The sequence below is a fragment of the Streptomyces pseudovenezuelae genome, from assembly GCF_001513955.1.
Lineage (GTDB): Bacteria > Actinomycetota > Actinomycetes > Streptomycetales > Streptomycetaceae > Streptomyces > Streptomyces pseudovenezuelae.
In genome coordinates this window covers 517,853-543,628 of record NZ_KQ948144.1, presented here as the reverse complement: position 1 = coordinate 543,628, position 25,776 = coordinate 517,853, and the positions used below count along the sequence as shown (strand labels likewise).

The following is a 25,776-nucleotide window of genomic DNA, read 5'->3' as shown; positions in this document are numbered from 1 at the left end:
GGGAGCTCTCTGTGTCCTGTCTCGCCGGTTCCGTACGCCCTTGTTGGGTACGGCCTGGCGAAAGTCTTGTGGTCGGTGCGCCGCCCGACCCAGGTGGCTCCCGAGTACCAGGGCTGCGCTACGACGCCCGTCCTTCGCGGGACCTTCCTTACGCCGGCGCCTTCGCGGCGGCAGTCGGTTCGGCCGTTGAGTGGGCCTCGACTGCCTCGCGGTCGGGCGCGAGCGGGTCGGTCACCGTGCCGGTCTCTTCATCGAGCAGCCCCTGCGCCAGCCTGGTCACCGCTGCGGGGACCGGCGGCGCCAGGTCGGCCACGGCGCGGAGACCGGACAGGACGTCGTCGGGTCGAACGGCAGGCGTCACGTGCCGAACAACCAGCCGCAGTATCGCACAGGGCTGGTCGGTCGGCCTATCAGCGGGTTCACTGTGCGTTTCGAGTTGTACGACCGCGGGGCGGGCGTCGAAGGTCCTCAGGCCGTTCTTGGTGGTGCGCTGGACCTCGACCGCCTCGGCGGAGGTGAACGCGGCGACCGCGCTCTCGGCCTCGGCCTGGTGCACGCCGTCCAGCCTGAGCTCCCACACGGAAGCGGTCAGCCGGTCGGCGAGTCCCGAGGTGCGGGCCTCGACCGCGTCGACGACATCGAGCCCGGCGGGCAACGACTCGTCGAGGAGGAGCCGGAGCTTCTCCGGGTCGCGCGCCTGCGTGAGCGCGATCTCCAGGTACTCCGCCTCACTGCCCGTGCCGGTGGGTGCGGCATTGGCGTACGACACCTTCGGATGCGGCGTGAACCCCGCCGAGTACGCCATGGGCACCTCGGCACGGCGCAGCGCACGCTCGAAGGCGCGCTGGAAGTCACGGTGGCTGGTGAACCGGAGGCGGCCGCGCTTGGTGTAGCGCAGTCGGATGCGCTGCACCGCCGGTGCGGGCGGCGGGCCTTCGGGCTGTCGCTTGCCCAGTGTCGCTCAGTCCTTCGTGAGTGCGGTCGTACTGCTACCAAGAGTACGTGTGTCGGCGGCCTGCGGTTCCCGTCGGGCCACCGCCTCACGCTCACGAGTGCCGCCGGCGTCGCCGAAGAGCATCCGCCGGACGTCGGCGCGGGCCTGCCGTACGGACTCCCTGGCGGAGGCGAGCGCGGCCCGGGTGATCCGTCCCACACTGCGCGCGGCCTCGGCGACGGGACGCAGCACCGTGTCCCGGATCACGTGTCCGACGGGGGTCAGGATCTCGCGGTACACCCAGCGCACCGGCTCGACGAAGATCCACCGGAACAGGGTCGCGAGGAACCGGCCGACGACGAGGGAGATGCGCCCGGCGATCCGCCAGGCGTGCCCGAGCGCGTCCCACACCTCCCGCCCGACCACGGCGAGGGCTCTTCCCACGGGCGCGAGGATCCAGCGCCACAGGGCGACGACGGGCAGCACGAGCAGGATCCGGGCGATCCAGTACAGGCCGGCACCGATCCCGGTGACGACGGCACTCGCCAGCCACGCGAGCCCCCTGGCGCACCAGACGATCGCCCGCCCGACCGGCGTGAAGATCCAGGCGAGCACGGCTCCGACGCCCTTGAGGAGCCACACGATCCCGTGCCCGACCGGAGTGAACATGCGCGCGTACACCCACGTCAGCCCGGCCCCGATGCCCCGCAGGACCCACGCGATCCCCCGCACGACGGCAGCGAGGCCGTTCGCGATCAGTGTGAGGATCCATACGAGCCCGGCGCCAAGGCCCTTGAGGACCCACAGGACGCCGTGCCCGACCGGAGTGAGCACACGCGCGTACACCCACACCAGCCCGGCGCCCACCCCCCGCACGGTCCAGGCGATGCCGTGCCCGACCGGCGTCAGTACATACCGGTACAGCCACACCAGGGGGACGACGAGGAGCACCTTGCCGAGCCAGCCGACCGCCTTGGCGACCGGCACGACCAGGTAGCGCCACAGGGCCACGCAGGGCCAGACGACCAGCGCCCGCCACAGCGGCCGCACCAGGTAGTCCCGCAGGAAGCGCCCCACGACGACGAGCGCGTCCCACACGAGCCGCACGGGCACGACCAGCACGAGCACGACGATCCGTACGGGGATGCGAATCGCGACGGTCAGGCATCCTTCGGGTGGGGGCGCCTGCGGCGCGGGCTGCTTCTCCAGGTCCATAACGACGTAGACGCCTCAGTTCCCCGTCCGGATCCAGTACCGCAGCTTTCCGCCGCGCCGGTCCTCGAATTCTCCGCCATTGGCCTCGATCACCTTACGAGACGCGGTGTTGATGGCGTCACAGGTCACCAGGGCGCGGTCGACGCCGAGTTGACGGCAGACCGGCAGAGCGGCCGCGAGCATGGCGGTGGCGTGCCCCCGTCGCCGGGCCCCGGGACGGATCACGTATCCGATGTGGCCGCCGAGCTCCAGCAGATGCGGGGTGAGCCGGTGCCGTATCGAGAGCCTGCCGAGGAAGGTGTCGCCCTCGACGTACCAGAGGTTCGTCATCGGCACCCAGTCCGGTCGGCGCGGCCGTTGGGTCTCCGCGCGCAGCATGTCCACGAAGGCCGCGAACCCCGCGGGCTCCCGCAGCCCCTGCGCGTGCGGTCCGATCCATCCGCTCTCCAGCATGGCCGGGTCCTGGCCCTCTTCGGTGAACTCGCTCACGGCGTCGAGGTAGGAGGCGTGGAACCGGGCGTCGGGCGGGGTCAGCTGCGGCATCACCCCATGATGGCGAGGCCACCTCCCGCCCGGCCACGGGTTTGTGCGGGCCCGCGGTCCCGGCCGTCGTGCGAGCCCGTGCACTATGTCCCCATGATTACGCTTACGAAGGAAGACGGTCCCGCCGACCTGGACGGCGTGACCCATCTGTCCATAGGGGTCTCCTGGGACCCCACCGCGGGTGCCAGCGGTGGAGTGATCGGCAAGCTCCGCCGCAAGAGCGGCACGGACCTCGACCTGATCGCCATCGCCATGCACGACGGCGACCCGGTACGCCTCGCGGGCCTCGACTCGCTCGACCCGATCGGCAACGGCTCCCTGCTCCACAGCGGCGACAACCAGACCGGCCACGGGGACGGCGACGACGAGACGGTCACCGTCGAGTTCGCGAAGATCCCGCCGCACATCACCTCGATCGTGTTCGTCGCCGCCGCCTACAAGAAGGGCAGCTCCTTCCAGAAGGCCCGCAACATCAGCTTCAAGGTCTACGACGCCAGCGGCGGCAGCTCCCAGCAGGTCGCCGACATCTGGCCGAGCATGCTCACCACGGACAACGGCTGCGCGGTCGCCAAGGCGGTCCGGGTCGGCACCACCTGGAAGCTCGAAGTCATCAACACCACCGGCAAGATCAAGCAGGGCGACGAACTGGCCCTGATGCGTTTCGCCGCGAGCAAGTAGCGGAGCGGATGGGAGAGCAGGGAGGAGCCAGGGGGGGAAGTCCACGCCACCCCGGCCCTCCCCCCCTTCCCTCTCCCTTTTCCCCTCCCCCTACCGACCGATGAGTTCCGAAGCCCCATGGAGTCTGCCTCCGCACAAGAGAAACCCGCGTACGCACTCTGTGAGGGACCCATGACCGCACACGCACTGCCTCCCGTCGTCGACACCGCGACGTGGGAGCAAAGGCTCGCGGACCTACGAGCCCGGGAGAAGGCAGCGACCCGCGAGCTCGACGCCGTCGCGGCCGAACGCCGTCGCCTGCCGATGGTCCGGATGCCGGACTACACACTGGAGGGCGAGGACGGCCCGGTCCGGCTGGCGGACGTCTTCGAGGGCAAGAGCCAACTGATCGTCTACAACCACATGTGGTTCGCCGGCCAGGAATGGCAGTGCCCGGGCTGCACCGGCTTCACCTCGCAGTACACCCGTCTGGAGTTCCTGGACAACTACGACGCCAGGTTCGTCGTCGTCACCCAGGGCCCCATCGAGGAGGCCCTCGCCTACCGGGAGCGGGTGGGCAACAGGATGCCGTGGTACTCCACCGCGAACAGCCCCTTCGGGTCCGACGTCGGCGCCCCGCCCGACGGGGGATTCGCGGTCAACGTCTTCCTGCGCGACGGCGACACCGTCTACCGCACGTGGCACACCGACGGCCGCGGCACCGAGCAGCTCAGCCACACCTTCGCCCTGATCGACCTCCTCCCCTACGGCCGCCAGGAGGAATGGCAGGACTCCCCCGAGGGCTGGCCCCAGTCCCCGACCTACAGCCGCTGGGCCGCGTCCAAGGACATCGCGGCGCTCTACGGCCCGAACCCGGTCGACGGAGGCTGAGCCCTGGTCCCGGACGAGGGCGCCGCGGGCAGGGGGCGCCCTCGCGCACTCACGCCCTGCCCCTCTCGCCGGGGCGGTCCATACTGGTCGCAGGAGTGTCGCCGTCCTTCGTTCTAGGAAGGTGAGTGCGCACATGTGCCGCTGGATCGCCTACTCAGGTACGCCTGTCCTTCTCAGCCACGTCCTGTTCGAACCTCGCCACAATCTGATCGACCAGAGCCTGCACTCCCGCATGGGCGTGGAGACCACCAACGGCGACGGGTTCGGCATCGGCTGGTACGCACAGGAGCTCACCACACCGGCGGTGCTGCGGGACGTGGGGCCCGCCTGGAACAACCGGAACCTGCAGGAGGTCGCTCACCACGTCCGTTCGGGTCTGTTCTTCGCCCATATCAGGGCGACGACCGGAACAGCCGTCCAGCAGACCAACTGCCACCCCTTCCGGAGGGATCGCTGGCTGTGGATGCACAACGGCATGATCAACGAGTTCCACCGGCTCAGGCGTGACCTGGCGCTGGCGGTCGACCCGGCCCTCTACCCGGAGATGGAGGGCTCGACCGACTCCGAGCTGATGTTCTACCTGTCCCTGACCTTCGGACTCACCGAGGACCCGCCGGGCGCCGTGGCCCGCATGGCCGGCCTGGTCGAGGAGACGGGACGCAGACACGGCGTCCCCCATCCCCTCCAGATGACCGTCGCCCTCGCCGACGGTGACCGCCTATGGGCCTTCCGCTACTCCAGTGAGGGCTCGTCGCGGTCCCTGTTCTACAGCACCAGGGTGGACTCCCTGCGCGCGCTCCACCCGGACACCGCGTTCCTCCGCGAGGTCGGCGAGGAGACCCGCCTCGTCGTCTCCGAACCCCTGGGCGACCTGCCCGGCGCCTGGAACGAAGTACCCGAGAGCACCTACGGCATCGTCCAGCCGGGCCAGGACATGCTCCACCCCTTCAAGCCCCGCCTCCCCCAGCCGTAGCGCCGTCGGCCTGGTCGGTTCAGTAGCTGACACTCCGGTCAAAGCTGGTGACGTTGAGCTTGATGCCCTTCGCGCTCTTGAGCGTCGTGGGGTACTCGCCCCGAGCCGTCTGGCCGGGTTGCACGTTGGTCTCCAGCTGCGAACCGTCTTCCACGCGCGTGCCGCCGGCATCGACCGCTTCCCAGTCCCAGGCGTAGTTGGACTTCTCGCTGCTGCTGTTCTTGATCGTCCAGACGAGCCAGATGTCGGTGATACCGGCTTGCGAGCGGTCGTCGAGCCGGAAGCTGACGAGGTCAGCTCGTTCCCCGGCGGGTTCCCCTGTCTGCTTCTGGCGCGTCTTCGCCGTGGGCGTCGCGCTGGGCGCAGAAGTGGTGCTCTCGTCCTTGTCCCCCGACGCGATCACCAGCACGGCAATGACGATCACGACCACCGCGGCCAGGGCGCCGGCACACCCCTAGCCACGCTAGGAAGCCATCAGACCCGTCGCGAACCGAGAGCAGCCACTCAGGCGACAGGGAACGGCAGAGGCGTTCTCTGCGCCTCACTCGCGATCGCCCGCGGCCCACTCTCAGCCCCGAGCACCCTCAGGACAGCAGCCGTCTCCTCCTCGCTGCCGTCCCTGAGGGCATCCGCAATGCCTCGCGCACCTCAGTGCGAGTGACCACTCGCAGCCGGCGCCGGACCCGCGTTCTTGACCGTAAGAGGCAGCAGGTTCTTCCCGGTCAGGCTGATCTGGATCTGAGTGTCCACCTGGGGGCATATACCAACAGAGCCACAATCAGAACTGCTCCTTCCGGCGGTTGCTCCGACAGGCGCCCATGAACTGGCAGGGCTTCGGCGTAGTCGCATGACGTCCGGTTCGTGATCATCCGAGGCCGAGGAGCGCGAGGGGGCGGCGAGGGTCGCGCACGAGTTCGGCCAGCTGGGCCGCGGCCGCCTGATCGGCGGTCAGGCTGGTGATGGCGTAGACCGTCTTGACGGTGGTCTGGCCGGTCTTGCGGTCGGTGCGCCGGCGCTTGATCTGCACGGCCTGGCGGGCTCCGGGGAAGAGGAGGCTGTTCACGGTGGCGTCCTTGATCCGGCGGATCTCCGAGCGGCCGTGGCCGATGCCCGGGTGCGTCCCAGGCTGCTGGAACACGGCGCAGCCGAGGAATGGTGGCATTGGGAGGAAGGGTGCATCACCGCGGCCTGGCGGGCTACGGCCTCGGACTAGAGCCGGGACGGTCGTGGTCTGCTCAAGCTCTCGGTCGGCTCGCGGGGTGACCGGTCAGGAACGAGAACAGTGACGGGCACGTCTCTGGGTCTGTGGGTCGTCCTCCGAAGAAGCCATCCCGCGTCCGGTTCCCTTGGCCTCTCAAGGGTCGTTGCCTGGGGAACGGTCAGATCGGCGACAGATCACGGCCTCGTCGGGCGGGCACCAGGGGGCGTGGCCCTTCTCCGTGAACAGTTCGTCCCGCCGGGTCCCGCGCTCAGCTCGCCACCGTGGCTCCCGTGGTACCGGCCCGCGCCATCCGCACGGTCAGCGGCGGGCCCATCCGCCCCGGAGCCGGACCCGCAGCCACCACGCGCCCCTCCCGGCCGCTCCTTCCACACCGCGCCCCACCAGCGGACCACGGCCTTTCGCTCAACGGGGCGGAGATCAAAGGGACTTCACCAGGACGTATGAAGATCACCAGCGGTATCCGAGGGCCAGGGGCGCTTGCGCGCCCGCTCGCGCGTCACAGGACCGGCGGCCGGCCCGGGGTCTGCGCGGGGCGGTGCACGCTCACCACCACTTGGGGCCGCTCTCGCGGCACTCCGCCGTTCACCAAGGAAGACGAATCGCGCGCCTTGCGCCCATCGGTCGAGGAAATGCCTCCTTCGGCGTATTGAACAACCCGACCGCCAGGCACGTCACTTAGAACATGCACTACCGTCAACGCGTCGCGTGACAGGGAGCGACAAAGTACGGAGGTTTCGCCAGCAGGGTACGAAGTCCGAAACATACGTCGACGCGAGGTCACGCGGCACAGATGCTGGTCTCGGGTCCCGCTCCGGACATCGGCCTCTGGCAACGGGAGGTACCACGTGTTCAGGATGGTCGAGGCGGCTGGCTGCCCTGGCAGAAAGCTTGCCTGCGAGACTTGGGGGGATCCGAACGGGTACCCGGTCTTCTTGCTGCACGGAACGCCGGGCAGCCGACTCGGGCCGCGTCCTCTGCCCGCCTTCCTGCACCGGCTCGGCATCCATCTGATCGCCTATGACCGCCCGGGTTATGGCGACTCCGGGGGCTTTCCCGGACGCGTCGTCAAGGATGTGGTGGACGATGTCGAGGCCATCGCCACCGCGCTCGGTATCGAAGGCCGGTATTCCGTGGTGGGCCGTTCGGGAGGTGGCCCGCACGCCTTGGCCTGTGCCGCCCTCAATCCGGATCGGGTGGCCAGTGCGGCCTGTCTGGTGAGTCTGGCCCCACCCGACGCCGAGGGCCTGGACTGGTATGCGGGAATGGCCGAGTCGAATGTACTCGCCTATACCCGGGCAAGGCTGGCGATCACGAAAGACCCCAAGGGGCTCAAAGAACTCACGGACAGTCTCGCCAGAAGCGCCGACGCCGTGAGGCAGGAGCCGGGTTCCCTGCTGAGCAATCTCGATCCCGAACTGCCGGCGGCCGACAGGGAGGTCGTCGAGGACGCCGGGATGCGGGGCCTGCTGCTGGACAACTACCTGCAGGGTGTGGGCGAGTCCTGGGAGGGCTGGCTGGACGACGTCCTGGCCCTGTGCCACCCCTGGGGATTCGATCCGGCCACCATCAAGGACGTTCCGGTTCTGCTGTGGCACGGCGAGCACGACACTTTCTGCCCGGTGAGCCACTTCCGGTGGCTCGCCGATCGCATCCCCTCCGCAATCCCCGTACTGCAGCCCAGCGCCGCCCACTTCGCCGCCCTGTCCGCCCTGCCCGAGATCCTGGCCTGGGTCCGGGACCGGGGACACGGGCGGAACTGAGGGCGGTCGGCGTCCGCGAGACGTCTCTAGATGGGATGCGGGTCGAGTTCGAGCCCCGAGCGGTTCCACTCCCGCAGCGCCACGGTGTACGGGTGGTCCGCCCCCAGTCGGCGGGTCATGGCCCCCAGCGTCTCCTGTCGTTTGGCGTCGGCGACGGTCTCCTCGTGCAGTTCGTCCAGCAGGATCGCCATGTTCGCGCTGCACACCAGGGTGGCCGGGTGATCGGGCTTGAGACTCTCGCGCAGCCGGTCGTAGGCCTCCTCGTACAGGGTCCGGGCGGCTGCCCTGTTGCCCAGCGAAGCCTGGGCGTTGGCGACGTTGACTCGGCACATGACCCCAAAGAGGTGGTCCTCGCCGAAGATGCTCTCGAAGGCCGCGGCGGCCTGCTCCGCACAGGTCAGCGATACCGCCGCCTCACCGGCTGCGTAAAGATAGACCGCGTAGTTCGTCATGCAGGCGATGGTGTGGGGGTGCAGTTCTCCGAAGCCTTCGGGGCGCTGACAGCCCGCGAGCACCATTCGGGCCAGGTCGGCGGCCTCCTGTGCGCGTCCCTGAGCAGCAAGGTCTCCGGCGAGGCTGAGCTCCAGCAACAGCCTCTCCGGGGAGGCGCGTCCCTCCTCGTCGCCCATCGCCTCCAGGACTCTCCTGGTGAGTTCCTCCGCCTCCGCCGCCAACCCGGCCCGGCGGAGCGAGACCGTCAGCGCCTTCGCCGCGTTGTGGGTGATCGGTGAACTCTCCCCGTAACCAGGGTCCTCGAGGCAGAGCTTGTAGGTGCTGCGCAGTTGGCGCACCGCCTTGTCGTACTCCCCGCAGTCGCACAGGTCACGGCCGTGGTTGATGGCGGACTCGATGGTGTTGGTGTGATTCGTGCCGAAGATCGACTCCCGGGTCTCGAGGGTGCTCTGGTCCAGTTCGAGCGCCTCGTAGTACTGGCCCGACAACCTCAGCGACACCGCGAGGTTGCTGCTGGCCAGCAAGCTGCGCTGGTGGTCGTCGCCGTAGAGTTCGATGAACTTGCGACGGGTCTGCCGGTCATAGGCCAGGGCGTCCGTGAACCGGCCGAGGCCGCGCAGATCGGCGGCGTTGCTGCCCGCGGTCATCAGGATGTGCAGGTCGTCCTCGTCCTTCAGCGTCTCCCGTTGCCGGCGCAGTACGTCCTGATCGATAGCGAGGGACTCGGTATACCGCCCCTGGGCCCGCAGGATGTTCGCGATCTGGAACTCCATGTGCAGCGCCCACCGCTCGTCGCGGCCGCCGTTCTGCGGCTTGCTCCACTCCGTCAGGACTCGACGGCTGAGATCCAGGGCCTGTTTCAGCTCGCCCCTTCGGCGCAGCTGGCGTACCCGGTCGACGATGAGCTTGCGGATACCGCTGGTGCGGGTCGACAGCGCCCAGGGAGTGCCGAGGTGCGGCCAGATGATGCGGTAACGCTCCCAAGTGTGGTGATCCTCGGGGTCGTCCTTCTCGGGCCGTGCGGCGACCAGGGTGCGGTACACCGCCTCAGAGGTGGCGCGCTGGTCCTCCTCCGTCATCGAGGCGCGCACCGACATCTGCACCAGCCGGTGCACCTGCAGGCTCTGTGAGCGCCGGTCCACCTTGGCCAGCGAGTACCGGTTGAGTTCCTGGAAGCCCCTGGAGATCATCTGCGTGCTGTCCAGCACGGCGGATCCGCCCCGAAGAGCCCGGGAGATCTCGGTGCTCTGCAGTAGGTCGAAGGAGATCGGTTCCGGACTGAACCAGGAGGCGAGTCGCAACAACTGCACCGCGGGCGGGTAGTTCTTGCTGAGCTGCGCGATGGCCACCCGCCATGCCTGTGACACGTCCAGCAGCTGATCGTCCGGGCTGATGCCCTCGGTGTCCGCGGCCGGCTGGTTCTGCAGCTGCGACACGTACTCCTCGGTTCCGATGCCGGACTCCTTGAGCGCCGCGGCCGCCTGCTCCACGGCCAGCGGCAAGTCTCCGAGCGCCTCCGCCACCGCGTCGGCCTCTTCCACGGTGCACTCCGGAAGCCGGTTGCGCAGGTGGGTGATACTCTCGCCGCGATCGAACACGCCGACCTCGACGATCTCCGCGTGCCGGTCCCAGCCCTCGGAGCGCTGGCTGGTGACGATCACATGCCCGGATCCGCCGCTGACGAGCAGATCGGTCAGACTCTCGGGACCTTCGGCATTGTCCAGGATCAGCAGCCACCGGTGGTAGGGAAGCCCGCGCCTGAGGGCATCTCGCACCGCGGCCGCGGTGTCCGTGGGGTTCTTGCGCTCCTGTACACCAATCTTCGGGGCCAGCCAGGCGTACTGCTCCACCGCCAGGTTGCGCTGGTCGGCCTGGATGTGCCAGACGACGTCGTAGTCCCCGCGGAACCGGTGCGCGAACTCCTGTGCCAGGAGGGTCTTGCCCGCTCCTCCCATGCCCCGCAGCAGCACCGTGCCGCTGCCTCGCCGCAGTTGCTCGCGCAGGTCCTCCATCATGCCTGCGCGTCCGGTGAACGCCGTGGTGCGCAGCGGCACCAGCCACACCGGGGGTTCGGCCCCCGGATAGCGCGGTCCGTCGCCGTCCGTGGTCGCCGGATGTACCCCTGACGGTGTCGCCGCGTCCAGCGCGCGCAGCAACGCCTCCGCGGCCTGGGCCTCGTCGGCGCCGCAGGCGACGAGATCCGCGGCCTGCCGTTCCGAGTACGGAGCGCTCACCCGGACGTCATCGACCTTGACGGGGATGAGGCTGCGCCGGCTGCCCAGCGAGTCGATGGAGGCGATCTTCTCCCAGACCGTACGAGCCTGATCGGACCGCAGATAGGCGTTGGACAGCACCGCGACCGTCTGGAAGGCGGAATCCACCCCCTGTTCCGTCTCGTCCTTGACGAGACGCCCGGGGACGGTGCCGCTGGGTGCGAGGTGCACCCGGAATCCCGTGGTGCGCAGCACATGGGCGATCCAGTCCGCCCAGGTGCGGTCCTCCGGGACGAAACTGAGGTAGACGTCCGAGTTGCCGAGCGGCCGCTGCCGTTTGTAGAGCTCCAGTTGGTGCTGCCGGACGCCCTCGTCGATCCGGGTCAGCGAGGTCACCTCGCCGTCCGAGATGATCCCGGTCAGCCGCTCGCACGCGGCGAGCATCGACGAGTGGCTGCCGGGTGCGTCACGGAATGGCGCGAGCATCTCCTCGTAGGCGTAGCTGGGACGGTAGGGGATCTCGGCCTTGCCCCAGTAGTCCAGCGGGTCCCGGTCGCTGTGGTGGCGGCGCAGCGTCTCGGCGAATCTGGACCGCACCTGTTGCCGGGTGGCCTCCAGCCGGTCCGCCTCGCCGTTGGCGTCCTCGACTCGCGTCAGTACCGGGACAATGCGGATGTTGCGGTACCCATAAATGCCGTCGATCTTGCTCGCCACGGCGTGCGCGCCGTCGATGCCCTGGCTGCTGGGCGTGAAGCAGACCACCAGGACGTGCGGCAGCATCACCGTGCAGATGTCGGAGACGTCGTTGAGGCCCGTGCGGCTGTCGACCAGCACGTAGTCGTAGTGCTGGCACAGCTCCTCCCGTAAGGCCTGCAGAAGACGCGGGCCGTGCCAACCATCCCAAAACGGCATCCAGTTGAACTGCGAGAACGCCGCCAGATACTGGCTGTTCTGCGCCCCGGCGGAGATGAAGTCCAGTTGCCCCCGGCCCGGGAACTGCCAGTTCACCGGGATGACGCAGTGATTGAAGCGGGCCTGTTCGGCGACCCAGGCCGCTTCCTCCTCGCCGGGGTGTCCCTCGTCCACCGCGGCGGCCTGCTGCTTCTGCAGGTGCAGCCGTTCGGTCACCGCCTGGCTGAAGCTGCTGAAGAGGTTGAGGACACCGGCCTTGGTGCGCAGTTGTTCCTGGTCCAGGAAGGGGTGGAGGAACCTGTCCAGACCGGGAGCGTCCAGATCCCAGTCGACGGCCAGGACCCGCTGGCCTCCGGAGGCAAGGATCCAGGCGGCGTTGGCCAGCGCCATGGTCCGTCCGGTGCCGCCCTTGTAGGAGTAGAAGGTGACGATGCGTCCGTTGCCCTCGCCGCTCATTCGCCGGTCTCCGAATCGTCGTCCTTGGTCGGCCAGGAGCGTGGTGCCGGGGCGTGCTCCTGGATGCCACCCACATACCGCATATACGACCCCTGCGCCAACTCGGCGAAAATCAGACCGAATGCGTCCGCTGTCTCTATCCCCCGGGCGGCCGCGCGCTGGGCGTTGCGACCCGCGTCGATGTGTCTGGGGAGTGCAGCCCTGAGCAGTGCGCGCAGTCGTTTCTCGTGCTGCCGGGTCTGTTCCTCGTCCACGGCGAGCACCGCTAGCACGGCGACCCAGGGCCGGTCGGCCGCGTCGATGTCCCGGACGCGCTCGGCGAGCCGGGGATCGCTGAGCGTCCAGGCGTCGATCACCAGCACCCACGGGGCCGGTCCCGGGCCGGGGCTGAGGAACTCTGCGTAGGCCTTCTCGAAGGGCACGGACTCCGGGCTGAACCCCAAGTTCCGTGCGACTGCGGCCATTTGGACGGCTACGGGTGCCTCGCCTGCCGACCGGTAGGGCCGCCAGTCGGTCGGCAGCGGTCCGTAGGCATCCGCATCGCGGCCCGGGGGAAGCCGGTCGCCCTGCGGGGCCAGCACGGTCAAACGCAGCACCGGGCGCGGTGGCGGCACCGCGAAGGCGTCGGCGACCGCGACGACCTCACCGGCGTGCACGGGCGGCGCGGGAAAGGCGCGGGCTGCCACCGCCACCCGCCGGGCCAGCCGCTCCAGGATCCGCCGGTAGACCTGCCCGTCCTCGTCCACGTCCAGCAACCGGTAGAGTCCGCCGTCCTCGTACCGTTCCTTCTCGTACACCGCGGCGGACGATTCCTCGTGCGGCTCGGGAGGGCCGAGCTCGACCGGGACGTCCAGCACCGCAAGGGGCAGCGCCGCAGCGGCCCGGCGCGGCGTCCACAGGACAGGGACCACCGACCCGGGGAAGCTGGCGCCCGCACGTCGCCGGAACGCGGCCCACTGCCGGCCGCAGACGGGGTCGGTGAAGTACCGTGGCGAGTACAACGGTACGAACACCTGGCAGGTGGCCAGAGCTCGCTGCGACTCGGCGAGGGTGGCGCCCGCGCGCTCCACGAAGCCCGCCGTGACCTGCGGGACATCCAAGGCACGGGCCACAGAGCGCGACAGATCGTCGAAGAACTCGAAGACGGGCCGGTCCGGGTCGGGCCCGAACACCCGGCTGCCGGGCGTACGGGCATGGCTGAGGAAGAAAACCGGAGCCGTCACTGATCCTCCTGGAACACGTTCCTGAGGTCCTCGAACAGGGCGACGTCGCACGGATCGAGGCGCGCTGTCTCGGCAACCTCCACGATCGCCTGCGCGATGCCCCACACAGCCTGTCGATAGCGTGTCCTGCGCCCCTCCGCCATGAGGCCGAACAAACCCTTCTGCTGGTACTCGCCGCCCAGATCGACATGCGTGTGCTGAAGGCGCCGGGCCACCGCCGGCACCCGCACCCGATCGGGGGACAGCCACCACACGGGGACGATCGGCGTCACCGTATGGGGTCTGGATTTGCGGTGGTGCTGCTGACGGCGCTCGAAGGCGTCCCACTCCTTGCCGCACCACTCGCTCTCGAAGTAGCGCGGAGAATAGACCGGAACAAATACCTGGCAGGTTGCCAGGGCGTGCTTGAGGTGTTTCTCCCATTCCGCACCGAGCGGAATCCTGCGGTCCAGAAAAGCTTGAGTGCCGCCGGCGTCGACCGTGGTGAGCTGCATGATCAGATCGAACAACTGCTCGTAGAACTCCACCAGATGCCGGTCCGGGCCGCCCGGGTCGCCGCGCGCGATCGGCACATGGGCGTAGCTGAGAAAGAAGTACGGCGCTTGTCGGACCGAGTGCGATTCATACGGTCCGCTCACTGTGCCCCCTACAGCCGCCTGCAGTCTCCGAACCATTGGATCGCGAAATCGACGGTGGGGACCATAGGCAGGAAGCGGGCATTTGCCGAGCCGACCCGGCCGTGCCGCACCAAGAGCACGCCGGGCCCTTCGGCCTTGTCCAGATCCGCGCCGAGCGAGGCGAAATCGCGGTTGTCGAGCACGATGTCGATGCAGGACCGCCACACCGCTCCGTCTGCCGTGGAGACCACGCAGTCGTGCTGCTGGGTGGGTGTGCCGGGAATCGAGTACTCGGCGAGATGCAGGGCCGTGCACCGGTCGTAACCCACGCCGAGCAGGAGGATGCCCGCCAACGCCTCGTACAACCGGCCCAACGGTGAACTCCAACCGTGACGACAGTCCAGAGCATGACCTCGGGTGATCCACTCCGCCAGGGGGCCCAGGGCCGCGAACGAGGTCTGCGGATGCGTGCTGCGCCGTGCCCACGGTGCCCGTCTGAGCTACTCCGCGAGTGCTCCCAACCCGGTGCTCGGTGTCGTGCCGACGTCAAATCCCGGCATGTCGGCGCGGTGTTCCGCCTCCTGCGCGGGCGTGAGGCCGGCCACCCGTGCGCGGTACGCACGCGACGTCAGTGAATTGCCGGTGGTGTGCGTGGGCACGACCACGGTTCCCTGCGGGGTCACCGCCTCGCGCAGTGCCCGCAGCACGCCCGCAGGACCGTTCCGCGTCCGCCCCACGGCGCGGAGCGAGGCGTGCACGAGCAGGGTGTGTCCGGGCGTCACGCCCAGGCCGCGCAGATCCTCGGCCAGCGCCCGCACACGGCGCGCGGACTCGACACGGGTCATCCTCGTTCCAGCACCGGACCGGCGCCGGCGGAGGAGCGCATGGCGGTGGCGAACCGCAGGCCGAGCGGAGTGAGGCCGCCGCCCACCAGCACGGCGTCCAAGGCGGCCACGGAGGCTGACCACCAGTGCCGGGCCTGCTCCGCCGCCTTCCGCCCGGTGCGTCGTCGCCACACCTCCGCGACGGCGAGATGGGCGTAGACCCCTTGGAGCACGGCCTCCGCGGGCCGGGCATCGGGCCGCCAGGCGACTTCGTACAGCTCCTCGTGGGCCGGGTCGACAAGGCCGTACATGTCCAGCAGGGCGCCGAGCTTCGCGTGCTGGATCTCATGGATCAGCAGCAGTGCCAGGTCCTCGGCCGTCTCCGGAAGCGCGACGGCCACGGCTCCGAACGCGTGCCGGGAGGTGTCGCTGACGTTCCGTCCAGGCACGGGCAGCAGCGGTGTGATCGCACGCAGTCCGACGACCAGACTGTCCACATACCGCGGATGGTCACGGCGGACGATGTACCAGGCGGCGGCGAACAACTCCTGCCAACGGCCGAACTCCTCCTGCGACAACCGGGGTGCCGGCGGCCAGACATGACAGTTGCGGTACGGATCGGTGTCCTCCACGGCGACGCGGACACCCTCCGCGGTCAGATACCTCGTCGGCTCGAACGCGGCCTCGACGTCCCGTGCCCGCACCCGGCCGCCCTCGACGGACACCGTCACTTCGCCGCTCGCCGCAACCGCGCCGTCCAGGACCGTCAGACGCCCCAGCGAGGGCAAGTGGACGGCGCCCGACCGCAAGGGGACGGCGAGCTCCGCTCGGCGCCCGGACCGGACGGCTGCCGCCAACGCCATCTCTGTCACCCGCCCGGTGTCGAGGTCGCCCGCCCCCGTCGAGAGCGCCTCGCAGCACCGCACGGCCCAGGCCCGGACGTAAGGCTGGGCGAGAACGGCGTCCAGCGCGGACGCCTCCTCCCGCACGAGGCAGCGCCAGCCCTCGCCGGTCAGGGCGCCCGCGTTGTGGAGGTAGGCCAGCACCGAACGCCGCAGACTGATCTGTGCCTCGGCCAGCCGGCCCACCGCGGCGGCGTCGGAGCCACCCGACGCCAGAGCCTCGAAGTCCCCTTCCGGCAGGCGGTGACGGCTCGGGGGTCGATCCGCCGCGCGCACGTGCTTGATCAACCGCAGCAGGCCCGCACAGTAGACGGAAGGATTGTCGAACCCGCTGCCGCTGCGGTAGCGATGCCCGTACAGGCCGCCTCCGCAAACGGTCACCACCTCGCAGCGACGGCACGGCACCGGCAGCGCCCCTAGGCCCGGCGCCCGGGCCAGGAATCCGGGATGCGCCGCGGCCGTGTCGAAGCTGTCGGTGCGCACGTGGAACCCGGTCGCCGCGGCTCCCGAGCCCACCGTCTTCAACCAGTCGGCCTGCTCGATCGCCCCGTTCGTCTCCACCACCACCAAGTCGGGGCTGCCCAGTCCCAGGGCTTCCGTGAAACCCGTTCGCCCCGCCCCCGCCGCCTCGATGGAGTCGAACATTCTGACAGGGACCGGGCGGCCTTCGGCGTTCCAGATGTCGAAGACGGTCATCAACCAGTTCGCGTAGTCGACCGCACCGCCAGGACCGGGCGGAGGACGGTCCCAGGTCGCGTGCGGCAGGAGGAAGTCGATACGCGGCGGGCGCAGGTCCACCAGGGCGCGGTACACCGCCTCCGGGTCGTTGTTCACATCGACGGTGCACAGCAGGCCGGCGAAGGCCGCACGGTACTCGGGCCTGCTCAGCAGTCGCACCGCGCGGACCACGTCGTCGTAGCTTCCCGAACCGTCCGCCCGCACCCGGTGGCGGTCGTTCGAGACCCGGTCGCCGTCCAGTGAGACGCCGACGACGATGCGCTCGTCGAGCAGCAGGGCACACCATTCCTCGTCGAGGAGCAGCCCGTTGGTCTGCATACGGAGGTCGAGGCTCGCCACCTCGCCCAGCGCCGACCTCAGTTCGCGCGCGATCAGGCGCAGCCGGTCCCGTCCGACCAGGAGCGGCTCTCCCCCGTGCAACACGGCGCGCACCCCGTGCAGACGATGCGCTCGGGCATGCTCGGCGATGCGCAGAGCGGTGGCACGGACCGTCTGCGGGGCCATGACGCGCGGCTGGTGGCGCCAGCCCTGGTCCGCGTGGCGATACACGTAACAGTGGTCACAGGCGAGATCACAACGGCTGTGGATCTTGAGAACGAACTGCCGGAAGGGACGGACCCGGGCGGCCATCGGCACAGCCCGTCAGAGCGCAGAGCTGAACCCATAGGACGCTGGTCCGCCCGCCGGTACGAGACGCTGCACTGCCAGTTCGTCCTCGGCACTCATCCGATCAAGAGGAACCCCTCGACGATCCACGAGCAGACTGATCAGACCGTTGTCGGCGACGGCATCCTTCGATTCCTCAGGAGCTCCACGCATCGCGGGCCCGGCGGAGCGGTTCAGCTCATCGCTGTCCATGACAGTTCCCCTCGGGTCTGCGCCACTGGAGCACTGCGTCCGCGTCGCTTCGTACCACGTTCGACCATCCGGCGGCGGCTCGGGCATCTCGATGTCTTCATGCTGTATTCCCACTCAGAAGCGCGGCAAGACCGACACCAGCCAACCAAGGGGTGGCGTCGGCCAACCGCCGTCGCGGGGTGGGATGCAGACGTGGGCAAACGGAATGCCCGGGGCCGGTCCGGTGACACACGCCGCCGCGCAGACGCCGCGCCGCCGTAGGGCCTCACCGGACTCCACGTCACGGGCGAACCCGACCCCGTCGACGGGGTCATCAGTTGCTTGGGGTCTCCTGGGGACGGTCTACCACCAGGAGGTGCTGTGGGCGTCCGTGCGTTCCGACGAGCTGAACATCAGCACGCAGACCTGGAAGGACCGGCTCGCCGAGCTGCTGGTCGGGGAGGCCGGGGTCGTGATCCTGGTGCCGGCAGACGCCACCTCGAACGGACAGCACGTGATCGTTTGGTTGTCGTTGGTGACGTACATCCACACGATGGCATGGACGCCGTATCCCTAGTCGCTGAGTTGCGCGGTGGTCGGGACACCCCACCCCCTCTGCCTGCCGCCGACGTAGCCGTCCTGCATCCCGTACGAGGCGACAGCGTGCGGATTGCTCAGCGCCATCGCTCCCGCCACGGGCTGGCCGCTGAGGCTGTCGGGGATTCGGTGAAAGCGTTGGCGCCGCCCGTGCAGTCGGACGGCGCGGCCTGAGCCGTGCCGGCTGAACCGGCCAAGAGGCCTGCCCCGAGTACGAACGCGGCCATGCCCGCGCCGAGGATCCGGCAGATCTGGTGCATGCTTCTCCCTGGTCGAAGAGCTGACGGTCCCGCAGACCGGCCCCCCTGCCGTCCTGACCGCCCTGTCGAAACCTTCGTCACGCCCTCACGCCGGGGCCGACGCCTCCCTGTATGAGTCGAACGGCTCCCTGTGCGAGTACGAAGGCAGGAGCCGACCACACGACGTGCTGCGCGGAAGTCGCCGGAACGGCGCGGCGGATGGCGGCCCGACCCACACAGAGGCGGCGGCTCGACGACCGGGGCCGCCGACACGGTGCCCTTCGGCAGGGCTCCGTGGGCCTCCCACAGCCGTGCCGTGGGAATGTCCACCGGATAGTTGTCGATGAGCACCGCGGACTTGTTCGCCACCGCCCCGGCCGCCTCGGCGGCCCCGGTCATCCAGTTCAGGTCGGCGCCTCGAGCATCAGATACTCACGCCGTCCCATGGCCTGTCGTACCAGTCCGACTGAAGGTGCCCGGTCTGGACGATCATCTGGTCGGGGTCGGACAGCGCGTAGCGGCCCCGCATCGTCCGGCCGGAGCGGGCGACGAAGCGTGCCCTTGCGTCACTGACCGTCCGGACCGAGCAGGAAGTCCAGGAGCGATGGTTTCCCCGAGTTTCGCTGGGTCAGAAGTCGGGTGCGCATGTCGGCCATGAACGCCGACTTCGACCGGTAGGGCGGGAGGACGTTCGCCTTCAGCGTCACCTGCGGGGGCTTTCGTCGCTGTCTTTTCGGCAGCCCCGGTCTTCGCGCCACCGCCCTTGGGCCCACTGGCTTTGCTGCCAACGGCCTTGCGCCGCTGCCCTGGGAGCCACTGCCTTCGGGAGTCTCCGCCTTGGCGCCGCCCTTCTTGCCGCCGCTCTTCTTGACGGCGGTCATCGGGGCGGGGGTGTGCGCAAGGCTTTGGCGTCGTCGCGTGGAGCCCGGTTCGTGTTGGTCCGTCAGCTCAGTGGGGCCCCGGAACGTGGCAGGCACGGGCTTCCCAGTCCAGGAGAAATTGGACTTCTCGCTGCCGCTGCTCTTGATCCTCCAGACGAGCCAGATGTCGATGATGCCAGATTGCGAGCGGTCGTCGAGCTTGAAGGCTGACGAGGTCGGCCCGCTCCCCCGCAGGGTCCCGTGTCTGCCCCTGCTTCGTCTTCGCTGTGGGGGTCGTACTGGGCCCAAAGGTGGTGCTCTCGTCCTTGCCACCCGACGCGACCACCAGCACAACGATGCCGATCACGACCACAGCGGCCAGAGCTCCGGCGCACCCCCACAGACATCCGCGACCTCGCCGCTTCTTCTGCGGTGGCCCAGGGTGCGACGTCCATCCCCGGGAGGGGGCGAGGCGAGAAGGGACTCCCCCACCGAGGACTGCCTTCGGGCGGCTCGCTTGCTGCCATGGCGCCTCCTCGCTAGCGATATCGCCACGCTTGTAAGCCATGGGCGCCTCGCGAACCGAGAGCAGTCACTCAGGCGGCAGCCGCCGCTACGGGGCCGCCGCGGGGCTTGCAACCCCTTAGACCCACGCCACCTCGGAACCAGCCGTCGAGCCCTGAGGGGGCGGTAGCGGCGTTGTCGGCGCCTCCCGCACGAGCCCCTGCCGCCCACTCTCCACACCGAGCGCCGTCAGGGCAGCGACTACGTCGCCTTCGTTCACCCCCGCCAGCGCCTCAATCACCCGATCGAGTGCCTCACTCACCTCAGTGCGAGTGACCACTCGCAGCCGGCGTCGGACCCGCGTTCTTGACCGTAAGAGGCAGCAGCTTCTTCCCGGTCGGGCCGATCTGGATCTGGGTGTCCATCTGCGGGCAGGATCCGAACCGCAACCGCTCAAGCCAGTCGCTGAGAGAGCTCGGCGTCGTCCTCGGCCGACGTCCGTGACGACAACCCTCAACTGATCACCGACCCCTACGGCATCCTCCGGCACTGCCACCGAGTTCAGATCGGCCAGTTGCAGTGCGAGTGACCGCTCCCGAAGGATGCCCCCATCTGCGGCAATCGTTGCGGACGAAGGGGCATGCGGCGGTACGCGCTTCTTCATCCCCCGCCGCACCAGGACCTTCTGGTCCCACGAAATACAGGTTGTTTCAACGCCCCCCTGGGTGCTCCAGTTGGCACCGCATGAAAGGGAGGACCCACACGTATGACAACCCCACCGCCTGAAGGCACCCTGGCATACGCCGTCGATCTGACGCCCGAGAACGTCCGCGCCCTGGAGGCGTTCCTCAACGCGCAGCTAGGGCGAGTATCCGCGGAGGTGGGTGAGACCGGGGAGACGTCTTTCGCGATGCGGTCTCTGTTCATACTGGTCAGCGACTCAGCAGGCTTCCTGCACCAACTCCTCAAGGTGGAGCGGCCCGAGCCGTGGCAGCGGGCTGCGATCGTTCGTGAGTGGCAGCGGCTACGCAGCACAGCCGCCGACTTCAACCATTGCGACGGCTACGACCACGGCCGCTGGTGGAAGCAGATACGGCACTACGACGCCGCCGACGAAGCCGCCGGGCAGGAGAGAATCCGTCACTTTGCCACCTTGCACCCCTGGTCGGACGGTGACGCTGACCAAGGCAAGGAGGATTAGCGAGATACACCGTCACCTGCCAGCGGAGTCGCCTGGTCAGAGTGTCCCGAGGGGCACGGCAACCGTCCCATACAGGCCGGCATGCGGCTTCTCGAAAACCAAGGTTTGCGGGAAGAGGTACGCAACTTCAGTGCGGCACGCTGATGTCCTGGGCACGTCCGCATCTTCGAGAACAAGTCCATCGGAAAGAGCGTCGACCGGCCGCCGGAACTGATAGCCGTGCTGGACTACGCCCGACCAGGCAACGTCCTGTACGTGTGGACGCTTGCCGGTTCGCCCGGTCGCTCATCGGCCTGGTGTCCATCGTCGACGGCCGGTGCGAGCGCGGCATAGGGTTCCGAGTGCTCGACGGCGCGCTCTCCTCTGTCGACACCAGGTCGGCCGACAGACGCCTGTTCTCCAGAACGTCGTGGCCAAGGCGGAGTTCGAACGGTCGCTCATCAACGACCGCACTCAGGCCTGTTCGGAAGCGGCCAGGGCGCAGAACCTTACCGGCGGCCGGCGGCCTGTGGTGAACGAAGACCTACCACCCTGATCCGTGCGGGGCAGGGCAAGGCGCCATCGCCGAGGCGCTCGGCGTTTGACGCGCCACGCTGTACCGACGCCTGTTCATCAGCACCGCGACCATGCGCTTGCCGGCAGGAAGTGGGGAAGGTCGTCCATCGCTTCGGAAGGCACGAAGACCGGCCGGGTCAACAGGTGATCACCCGCCCGCTGCACATCAATCACGACGCCCAGAGATTCTGAGACAGGGACGCCAGCGGCCATATAACTGAGCCCCCTACCAGACTCACGGCCATCGGCTCGGTCGAGCACCCACTGCTCCAAAACCGAAGGCGCACGGCCGACCAGAGCCGTGCCGTCAGCGAAGACCTGAGGTCCACGCAGAGCATCCACCACGACACCGGCCAATCGTTGCTGCTGGTAGTAGAGCTTCAGACCGAACTCTTGGTAGGTGCCGACCTCAACTCTGTAAACGGTCTCCTGCGCAGACCGACTACGCGTGCACCTCTGCGATTCGGCCGTGACGTGGCTAAGAGCCTCTGAGACCTCGTCGGGGCTCATGCCGAAACTCAGCGGGCCTACACCTATCAACGGATCCAGGACCCACTGCTGCCGCCCGTCATCCGGCAGCACATCCCACCACTTGAACATGGCCACGAAGAGTAGGGCAGTTTGCTCGAACCTCTCTCCCCGCAGTCGAGGGACCACGGACGCCAGACGCGCCGGACGGGCCGTAGGTAGGCCTCAGACCCACTCCACCTCGGAATGGACAGCCGTCGAGCCCCTGGGAGGCGGCAGCGGCGTTCTCGGCCCCTCCCGCACGATCCCCCGCCGCCCACTCTCTACACCAAGTGCCCTCAGGACAGCAGCCGTCTCTTCCTCGCCGCTGTTCCCGAGGGCACCCAGAATGCGCCGCAACGCCTCGCTCACCTCAGTGCGTGTGACCGCTCGAAGCCGGCGAACCCGCGTTCTTGACCGTCAAAGGCAGCAACTTCTTGCCCGTCGGCCCGATTTGTATGGCCGTGTCCATCTGCGGGCACACCCCGCAGTCGAAGCAAGGTGTCCACCGGCAGTCCTCGACCTCTGTCTCGTCGAGGGCGTCCTGCCAGTCCTCCCAGAGCCAGTCCTTGTCGAGGCCGGAGTCGAGGTGGTCCCAGGGGAGGACTTCCTCGTAGGTCTTCTCGCGGGTCGTGTACCAGTCGACGTCCACCCCGAACGCGGGCAGCGTCTTGTCGGCGCAGGCCATCCAGCGGTCGTAGGAGAAGTGCTCGCGCCAGCCGTCGAAGCGGCCGCCGTCCTCGTAGACCGCGCGGATCACGGCGCCGATGCGGCGGTCGCCGCGGGACAGCAGGCCCTCCACGATGCCGGGCTTGCCGTCGTGGTAGCGGAAGCCGATCGAGCGGCCGTACTTCTTGTCGCCGCGGATCTTGTCGCGCAGCTTCTGCAGGCGGGCGTCGGTCTCCTCGGCGGAGAGCTGCGGGGCCCACTGGAAGGGGGTGTGGGGCTTGGGGACGAAGCCGCCGATCGAGACCGTGCAGCGGATGTCGTTCTGGCCGGAGACCTTGCGGCCCTCGGCGATCACCTTCGTGGCCATGTCGGCGATCTGGAGGACGTCCTCGTCCGTCTCCGTGGGCAGGCCGCACATGAAGTACAGCTTCACCTGGCGCCAGCCGTTGCCGTACGCGGTGGAGACGGTCCTGATCAGGTCCTCTTCCGAGACCATCTTGTTGATGACCTTGCGCATGCGCTCGGAGCCGCCCTCTGGGGCGAAGGTCAGGCCCGAGCGGCGGCCGTTGCGGGTCAGTTCGTTCGCCAGGTCGACGTTGAAGGCGTCCACGCGGGTGGACGGGAGGGACAGGCCGATCTTGTCCTCCTCGTACCGGTCCGCCAGGCCCTTCGCGATGTCGCCGATCTCCGAGTGGTCCGCCGAGGACAGGGAGAGGAGACCGACCTCCTCGAAGCCCGTCGCCTTCAGGCCCTTCTCCACCATGTCGCCGATGCCCGTGATGGAGCGCTCGCGGACCGGGCGGGTGATCATGCCGGCCTGGCAGAAGCGGCAGCCGCGGGTGCAGCCGCGGAAGATCTCCACGGACATGCGCTCGTGGACCGTCTCGGCGAGCGGCACCAGGGGCTGCTTGGGGTAAGGCCACTCGTCCAGGTCCATGACCGTGTGCTTGGACACGCGCCACGGGACGCCCGACTTGTTGGGGACCACGCGGGCGATACGGCCGTCGGGGAGGTACTCGACGTCGTAGAACGCCGGGATGTACACCGAACCGGTGCGAGCGAGGCGGAAGAGGACCTCCTCGCGGCCGCCCGGCCGGCCCTCCGCCTTCCACTCGCGGATGATCTTCGTCATGTCGAGGACGGCCTGCTCGCCGTCGCCGATGATCGCCGCGTCGATGAAGTCGGCGATCGGCTCGGGGTTGAAGGCCGCGTGGCCGCCGGCCAGGACGATCGGGTCGTCGAGGCCCCGGTCCTTCGACTCCAGCGGGATGCCCGCCAGGTCCAGGGCCGTGAGCATGTTGGTGTAGCCCAGCTCCGTGGAGAAGGACAGGCCGAACACGTCGAAGGCGCCGACCGGACGGTGGCTGTCCACCGTGAACTGCGGGACGGCGTGCTCCCGCATCAGCGCCTCCAGGTCCGGCCACACGCTGTACGTGCGCTCGGCGAGGACGCCCTCCTGCTCGTTCAGGACCTCGTAGAGGATCATGACGCCCTGGTTGGGCAGTCCCACCTCGTACGCGTCCGGGTACATCAGTGCCCAGCGGACGTCGCAGGACTCCCACGGTTTGACGGTGGAGTTGAGCTCACCGCCGACGTACTGGATCGGCTTCTGCACATGCGGGAGCAGAGCTTCGAGCTGCGGGAACACCGACGCGGCGGTTTCGGCTGACATCTCGCACTTCCATGGACGGACAGGGGTGACCATCTAGCCTAACGCGGCCGCGGCCACCCCCCGTACGCCCGGAAGATCACAGGGCGTCCGCGTCCCCCTTGATCCCGTCCCAGGCGCCGGGCAGCTCCGCCTCCACCGCCGCCGCCCGCTGCTCCTCGCGCCCGTACAGCAGCCCGTAGGTGAAGGCGCTCTCCCCCGCCGCGTGGGCGACCGCGGACAGCTCGCGCAGGGTCTGGCGGGCCATCACGCTGTCCTGGTGCTCCCCGAGCAGGTTCTGGAGCGCCTTCATGGACTTGACCATGGTCCTGGCCGGACTGCCGAGGGCCGGGCGGGCGGTCTCGGCCGCGTAGCGGGTGCGCTTGGTCTTCTTGCGGGCCTCGTGGATCGCGACGTCCCGGTCGGTGCCCGGCTCCAGTTCCAGTGCCCGCCCGACGAGCCCGGAGACCTTGCGGAAGTCCTTGCGGACGGCCTTGGCGATCACCTTGTGCGGTTTCTTCCCGGCCGCCTTGAGCAGGGGCGGGTCCGCGATCAGCGCGTCCAGGGCGTCGAGCAGGGCGAGATGGCGCCGGGAGTCCAGCACTCCGATCAGCCGCGCGCTCGCCCCGCCGGGCGAGTCTCCCGACCAGGTGCTCAGGCGGGCGGTCACGGGCCCCGAGACCAACGCCCCGGGCACCTCGTCGAGGGCGGCCGACAGCCGCTCGCTGAGCACCTCGCGGTCCCGGTCCACGCCCAGCTCGCCGGCCAGCCACTTCAGTTCGTCGCTGATCGGGTCGGTGACCGCGCGGTCGAGGACCTTGCCGTACGACTTGAAGGTGCTGCGCAGTCGGCGGGTGGCGACGCGCATGCTGTGCACGGAGTCCTCGGCGTCCTGGCGGACGGCCGGGTCGAGTGCGACGATCGCGTCCCGCTGGGCGCGGACGTACGCGAGGACGTGGTCGCCGGCGGTCACCGGGTCACCGGTGACGGGGCTCTTCTTCCTGGGCGCGGTCTCCGCGAGGGCCCGGGCCAGCTTCGAGGAGGATCCGGACGGCCGTACGCCGGCCTTGCGCAGTCGCTTGTCGACCTTGTCGAGGAGGGCGGGGTCGCCGCCGTCGGCGAGTTCCACCTCGATCTCGGTCCACTGGGCGTCGCCGACGCCGCCGCTGAGCCGCTCGGCGTGCACGGCGTCCACGCTGACCTCGGCGAGCAGCCGGCCGTCCGCGTCGAGGAGGTGGCGCACATCGCGGTCCGAGCGCAGCCGGACCACGGGCAGCAGCTCGACGCCTCTGACGCGGGAGCGGACGAGAGCGGCGAGTTCGTCCGGGAGGGTGTCGGACAGGGGTGCCTGGATCTCGTCGCGCACACCCTCGGAGACGGGGAACTTCAGGTGCCAGCCCGCGTCCGAGCCACCCGTGCGGCGGCGCAGGGTGACCGAGGACGCCATGAGGCGTTCGTCGGCCGTGTCGTAGTAGGTCGCGTCCAGGTGTGCGACACCTTTGTCGACGACGGTCTCGACCCCGGGGACTCCGGTCAGGTCGGGCAGGCCGCTGTCGTCGGACTCGTACTTGCGTTCGATCTCCCGCTTGGTGTCCGCCATGATTCGAATCTAATCGCCGGGCCCCC

The 25,776-nt window shown here is 69.0% G+C and carries 21 protein-coding genes and 2 pseudogenes; 6 read left to right on the top strand and 17 right to left on the bottom strand.

All coding sequences use genetic code 11. The features are described from left to right. Positions 1-148: 148 nt before the first annotated feature. The 3 genes from AQI94_RS02315 to AQI94_RS02305 are packed head-to-tail and all read right to left on the bottom strand — an operon-like array spanning position 149 to position 2,692. Positions 149-913, bottom strand: coding sequence for a TIGR03936 family radical SAM-associated protein (locus tag AQI94_RS02315; protein ID WP_031036921.1), 765 nt, complete (start codon positions 911-913; stop codon positions 149-151). Between the two features lie 48 nt (positions 914-961). After that, complete coding sequence (locus tag AQI94_RS02310) at positions 962-2,149, bottom strand: phage tail tape measure protein (RefSeq protein WP_031036924.1); 1,188 nt, start codon at positions 2,147-2,149, stop codon at positions 962-964. 15 nt (positions 2,150-2,164) lie between these two features. Further along, complete coding sequence (locus AQI94_RS02305; RefSeq protein ID WP_031036928.1) at positions 2,165-2,692, bottom strand: GNAT family N-acetyltransferase; 528 nt, start codon at positions 2,690-2,692, stop codon at positions 2,165-2,167. A gap of 93 nt (positions 2,693-2,785) precedes the next feature. Here AQI94_RS02305 and AQI94_RS02300 point away from each other — a divergent pair, with 93 nt between their 5' ends. From AQI94_RS02300 to AQI94_RS02290, 3 genes are all read left to right on the top strand, one after another. Beyond that, positions 2,786-3,370: a TerD family protein gene (locus AQI94_RS02300; protein WP_031036931.1), complete on the top strand. Its 585-nt coding sequence runs from the start codon at positions 2,786-2,788 to the stop codon at positions 3,368-3,370. Positions 3,371-3,541: 171 nt separating this feature from the next. Further along, a complete protein-coding gene (locus tag AQI94_RS02295; protein WP_031036934.1) occupies positions 3,542-4,240 on the top strand; it encodes a DUF899 domain-containing protein in 699 nt (232 codons plus the stop codon). A gap of 133 nt (positions 4,241-4,373) precedes the next feature. Continuing rightward, positions 4,374-5,213 carry a class II glutamine amidotransferase gene (locus AQI94_RS02290; RefSeq protein WP_031036937.1) on the top strand — a complete coding sequence of 280 codons (840 nt, stop codon included), beginning with the start codon at positions 4,374-4,376 and terminating at the stop codon, positions 5,211-5,213. A 19-nt stretch (positions 5,214-5,232) separates the two neighbouring features. On the opposite strand, the gene AQI94_RS02285 is transcribed toward AQI94_RS02290, so the two are convergent. Together AQI94_RS02285 and AQI94_RS02280 are read right to left on the bottom strand one after the other, a co-directional pair. Next, a complete protein-coding gene (locus AQI94_RS02285; RefSeq protein ID WP_031036940.1) occupies positions 5,233-5,643 on the bottom strand; it encodes a hypothetical protein in 411 nt (136 codons plus the stop codon). Between the two features lie 435 nt (positions 5,644-6,078). Then, the gene (locus tag AQI94_RS02280) at positions 6,079-6,375 is read right to left on the bottom strand and encodes a hypothetical protein (protein WP_225890135.1); all 297 of its coding nucleotides are present in this window, start codon (positions 6,373-6,375) and stop codon (positions 6,079-6,081) included. Between the two features lie 914 nt (positions 6,376-7,289). Between AQI94_RS02280 and AQI94_RS02275 the strand changes: the two genes are divergently transcribed. After that, on the top strand, positions 7,290-8,195 hold the full coding sequence (locus AQI94_RS02275) for an alpha/beta fold hydrolase (protein ID WP_031036946.1): 906 nt from the start codon (positions 7,290-7,292) through the stop codon (positions 8,193-8,195). Between the two features lie 26 nt (positions 8,196-8,221). Here the strand turns inward: AQI94_RS02275 and fxsT are convergent, their stop codons facing one another. The 6 genes and pseudogenes from fxsT to AQI94_RS44510 form a co-directional block, all read right to left on the bottom strand. Continuing rightward, complete coding sequence (fxsT, locus tag AQI94_RS02270) at positions 8,222-12,229, bottom strand: FxSxx-COOH system tetratricopeptide repeat protein (RefSeq protein ID WP_031036949.1); 4,008 nt, start codon at positions 12,227-12,229, stop codon at positions 8,222-8,224. Further along, on the bottom strand, positions 12,226-13,452 hold the full coding sequence (gene fsxC / locus AQI94_RS02265) for an FxsC protein (RefSeq protein ID WP_051831883.1): 1,227 nt from the start codon (positions 13,450-13,452) through the stop codon (positions 12,226-12,228). The genes fxsT and fsxC overlap by 4 nt, the downstream gene beginning before the upstream one ends. Then, positions 13,449-14,090 carry a TIR-like protein FxsC gene (locus tag AQI94_RS02260; protein ID WP_051831884.1) on the bottom strand — a complete coding sequence of 214 codons (642 nt, stop codon included), beginning with the start codon at positions 14,088-14,090 and terminating at the stop codon, positions 13,449-13,451. Before AQI94_RS02260 ends, fsxC begins: the two co-directional genes overlap by 4 nt. A gap of 8 nt (positions 14,091-14,098) precedes the next feature. Continuing rightward, positions 14,099-14,914 (bottom strand): annotated as a pseudogene (locus AQI94_RS02255) (aminoglycoside N(3)-acetyltransferase). Beyond that, positions 14,911-17,163 carry an FxsB family cyclophane-forming radical SAM/SPASM peptide maturase gene (locus AQI94_RS02250; RefSeq protein ID WP_031036959.1) on the bottom strand — a complete coding sequence of 751 codons (2,253 nt, stop codon included), beginning with the start codon at positions 17,161-17,163 and terminating at the stop codon, positions 14,911-14,913. Before AQI94_RS02250 ends, AQI94_RS02255 begins: the two are co-directional and overlap by 4 nt. A gap of 12 nt (positions 17,164-17,175) precedes the next feature. Then, positions 17,176-17,391 (bottom strand): hypothetical protein, encoded by a 216-nt coding sequence (locus AQI94_RS44510; RefSeq protein ID WP_158806131.1) that lies wholly within the window; start codon positions 17,389-17,391, stop codon positions 17,176-17,178. 370 nt (positions 17,392-17,761) lie between these two features. Here AQI94_RS44510 and AQI94_RS02245 point away from each other — a divergent pair, with 370 nt between their 5' ends. Next, a complete protein-coding gene (locus AQI94_RS02245; RefSeq protein WP_158806133.1) occupies positions 17,762-17,947 on the top strand; it encodes a hypothetical protein in 186 nt (61 codons plus the stop codon). A 97-nt stretch (positions 17,948-18,044) separates the two neighbouring features. Here AQI94_RS02245 and AQI94_RS46525 read toward each other — a convergent pair whose 3' ends face one another. The 3 genes and pseudogenes from AQI94_RS46525 to AQI94_RS44505 all read right to left on the bottom strand — a co-directional run bounded on the left by AQI94_RS46525 (position 18,045) and on the right by AQI94_RS44505 (position 19,087). Beyond that, entirely contained in the window at positions 18,045-18,614 is a 570-nt protein-coding gene (locus AQI94_RS46525) for a polymorphic toxin type 5 domain-containing protein (RefSeq protein ID WP_404817882.1), read from the bottom strand. A gap of 16 nt (positions 18,615-18,630) precedes the next feature. Beyond that, positions 18,631-18,759, bottom strand: a pseudogene (locus AQI94_RS46520) (polymorphic toxin type 5 domain-containing protein); the annotation flags it as partial. A gap of 13 nt (positions 18,760-18,772) precedes the next feature. Further along, complete coding sequence (locus AQI94_RS44505) at positions 18,773-19,087, bottom strand: hypothetical protein (RefSeq protein ID WP_158806135.1); 315 nt, start codon at positions 19,085-19,087, stop codon at positions 18,773-18,775. A 1,249-nt stretch (positions 19,088-20,336) separates the two neighbouring features. Between AQI94_RS44505 and AQI94_RS02240 the strand changes: the two genes are divergently transcribed. After that, entirely contained in the window at positions 20,337-20,771 is a 435-nt protein-coding gene (locus tag AQI94_RS02240; protein ID WP_037941001.1) for a hypothetical protein, read from the top strand. Between the two features lie 612 nt (positions 20,772-21,383). Here AQI94_RS02240 and AQI94_RS02235 read toward each other — a convergent pair. From AQI94_RS02235 to AQI94_RS02225, 3 genes are all read right to left on the bottom strand, one after another. Next, positions 21,384-21,932 carry a hypothetical protein gene (locus AQI94_RS02235; protein WP_051831885.1) on the bottom strand — a complete coding sequence of 183 codons (549 nt, stop codon included), beginning with the start codon at positions 21,930-21,932 and terminating at the stop codon, positions 21,384-21,386. Between the two features lie 274 nt (positions 21,933-22,206). Then, the gene (locus AQI94_RS02230) at positions 22,207-24,174 is read right to left on the bottom strand and encodes a TIGR03960 family B12-binding radical SAM protein (protein WP_031036971.1); all 1,968 of its coding nucleotides are present in this window, start codon (positions 24,172-24,174) and stop codon (positions 22,207-22,209) included. 76 nt (positions 24,175-24,250) lie between these two features. Next, entirely contained in the window at positions 24,251-25,750 is a 1,500-nt protein-coding gene (locus AQI94_RS02225) for a CYTH and CHAD domain-containing protein (RefSeq protein WP_031036975.1), read from the bottom strand. Between the last annotated feature and the right edge of the window lie 26 nt (positions 25,751-25,776).

What these genes read in the sequence shown, in the direction of transcription:
- AQI94_RS02310 (WP_031036924.1), bottom strand. Translation starts at nt 2,149, where the DNA reads ATGGACCTGGAGAAGCAGCCCGCGCCGCAGGCGCCCCCACCCGAAGGA.
- AQI94_RS02305 (WP_031036928.1), bottom strand. Translation starts at nt 2,692, where the DNA reads ATGCCGCAGCTGACCCCGCCCGACGCCCGGTTCCACGCCTCCTACCTC.
- AQI94_RS02300 (WP_031036931.1), top strand. Translation starts at nt 2,786, where the DNA reads ATGATTACGCTTACGAAGGAAGACGGTCCCGCCGACCTGGACGGCGTG.
- AQI94_RS02295 (WP_031036934.1), top strand. Translation starts at nt 3,542, where the DNA reads ATGACCGCACACGCACTGCCTCCCGTCGTCGACACCGCGACGTGGGAG.
- AQI94_RS02290 (WP_031036937.1), top strand. Translation starts at nt 4,374, where the DNA reads ATGTGCCGCTGGATCGCCTACTCAGGTACGCCTGTCCTTCTCAGCCAC.
- AQI94_RS02280 (WP_225890135.1), bottom strand. Translation starts at nt 6,375, where the DNA reads ATGCCACCATTCCTCGGCTGCGCCGTGTTCCAGCAGCCTGGGACGCAC.
- AQI94_RS02275 (WP_031036946.1), top strand. Translation starts at nt 7,290, where the DNA reads ATGGTCGAGGCGGCTGGCTGCCCTGGCAGAAAGCTTGCCTGCGAGACT.
- fxsT (WP_031036949.1), bottom strand. Translation starts at nt 12,229, where the DNA reads ATGAGCGGCGAGGGCAACGGACGCATCGTCACCTTCTACTCCTACAAG.
- AQI94_RS02250 (WP_031036959.1), bottom strand. Translation starts at nt 17,163, where the DNA reads ATGGCCGCCCGGGTCCGTCCCTTCCGGCAGTTCGTTCTCAAGATCCAC.
- AQI94_RS44510 (WP_158806131.1), bottom strand. Translation starts at nt 17,391, where the DNA reads ATGGACAGCGATGAGCTGAACCGCTCCGCCGGGCCCGCGATGCGTGGA.
- AQI94_RS44505 (WP_158806135.1), bottom strand. Translation starts at nt 19,087, where the DNA reads ATGACCGCCGTCAAGAAGAGCGGCGGCAAGAAGGGCGGCGCCAAGGCG.
- AQI94_RS02240 (WP_037941001.1), top strand. Translation starts at nt 20,337, where the DNA reads ATGACAACCCCACCGCCTGAAGGCACCCTGGCATACGCCGTCGATCTG.
- AQI94_RS02230 (WP_031036971.1), bottom strand. Translation starts at nt 24,174, where the DNA reads ATGTCAGCCGAAACCGCCGCGTCGGTGTTCCCGCAGCTCGAAGCTCTG.
- AQI94_RS02225 (WP_031036975.1), bottom strand. Translation starts at nt 25,750, where the DNA reads ATGGCGGACACCAAGCGGGAGATCGAACGCAAGTACGAGTCCGACGAC.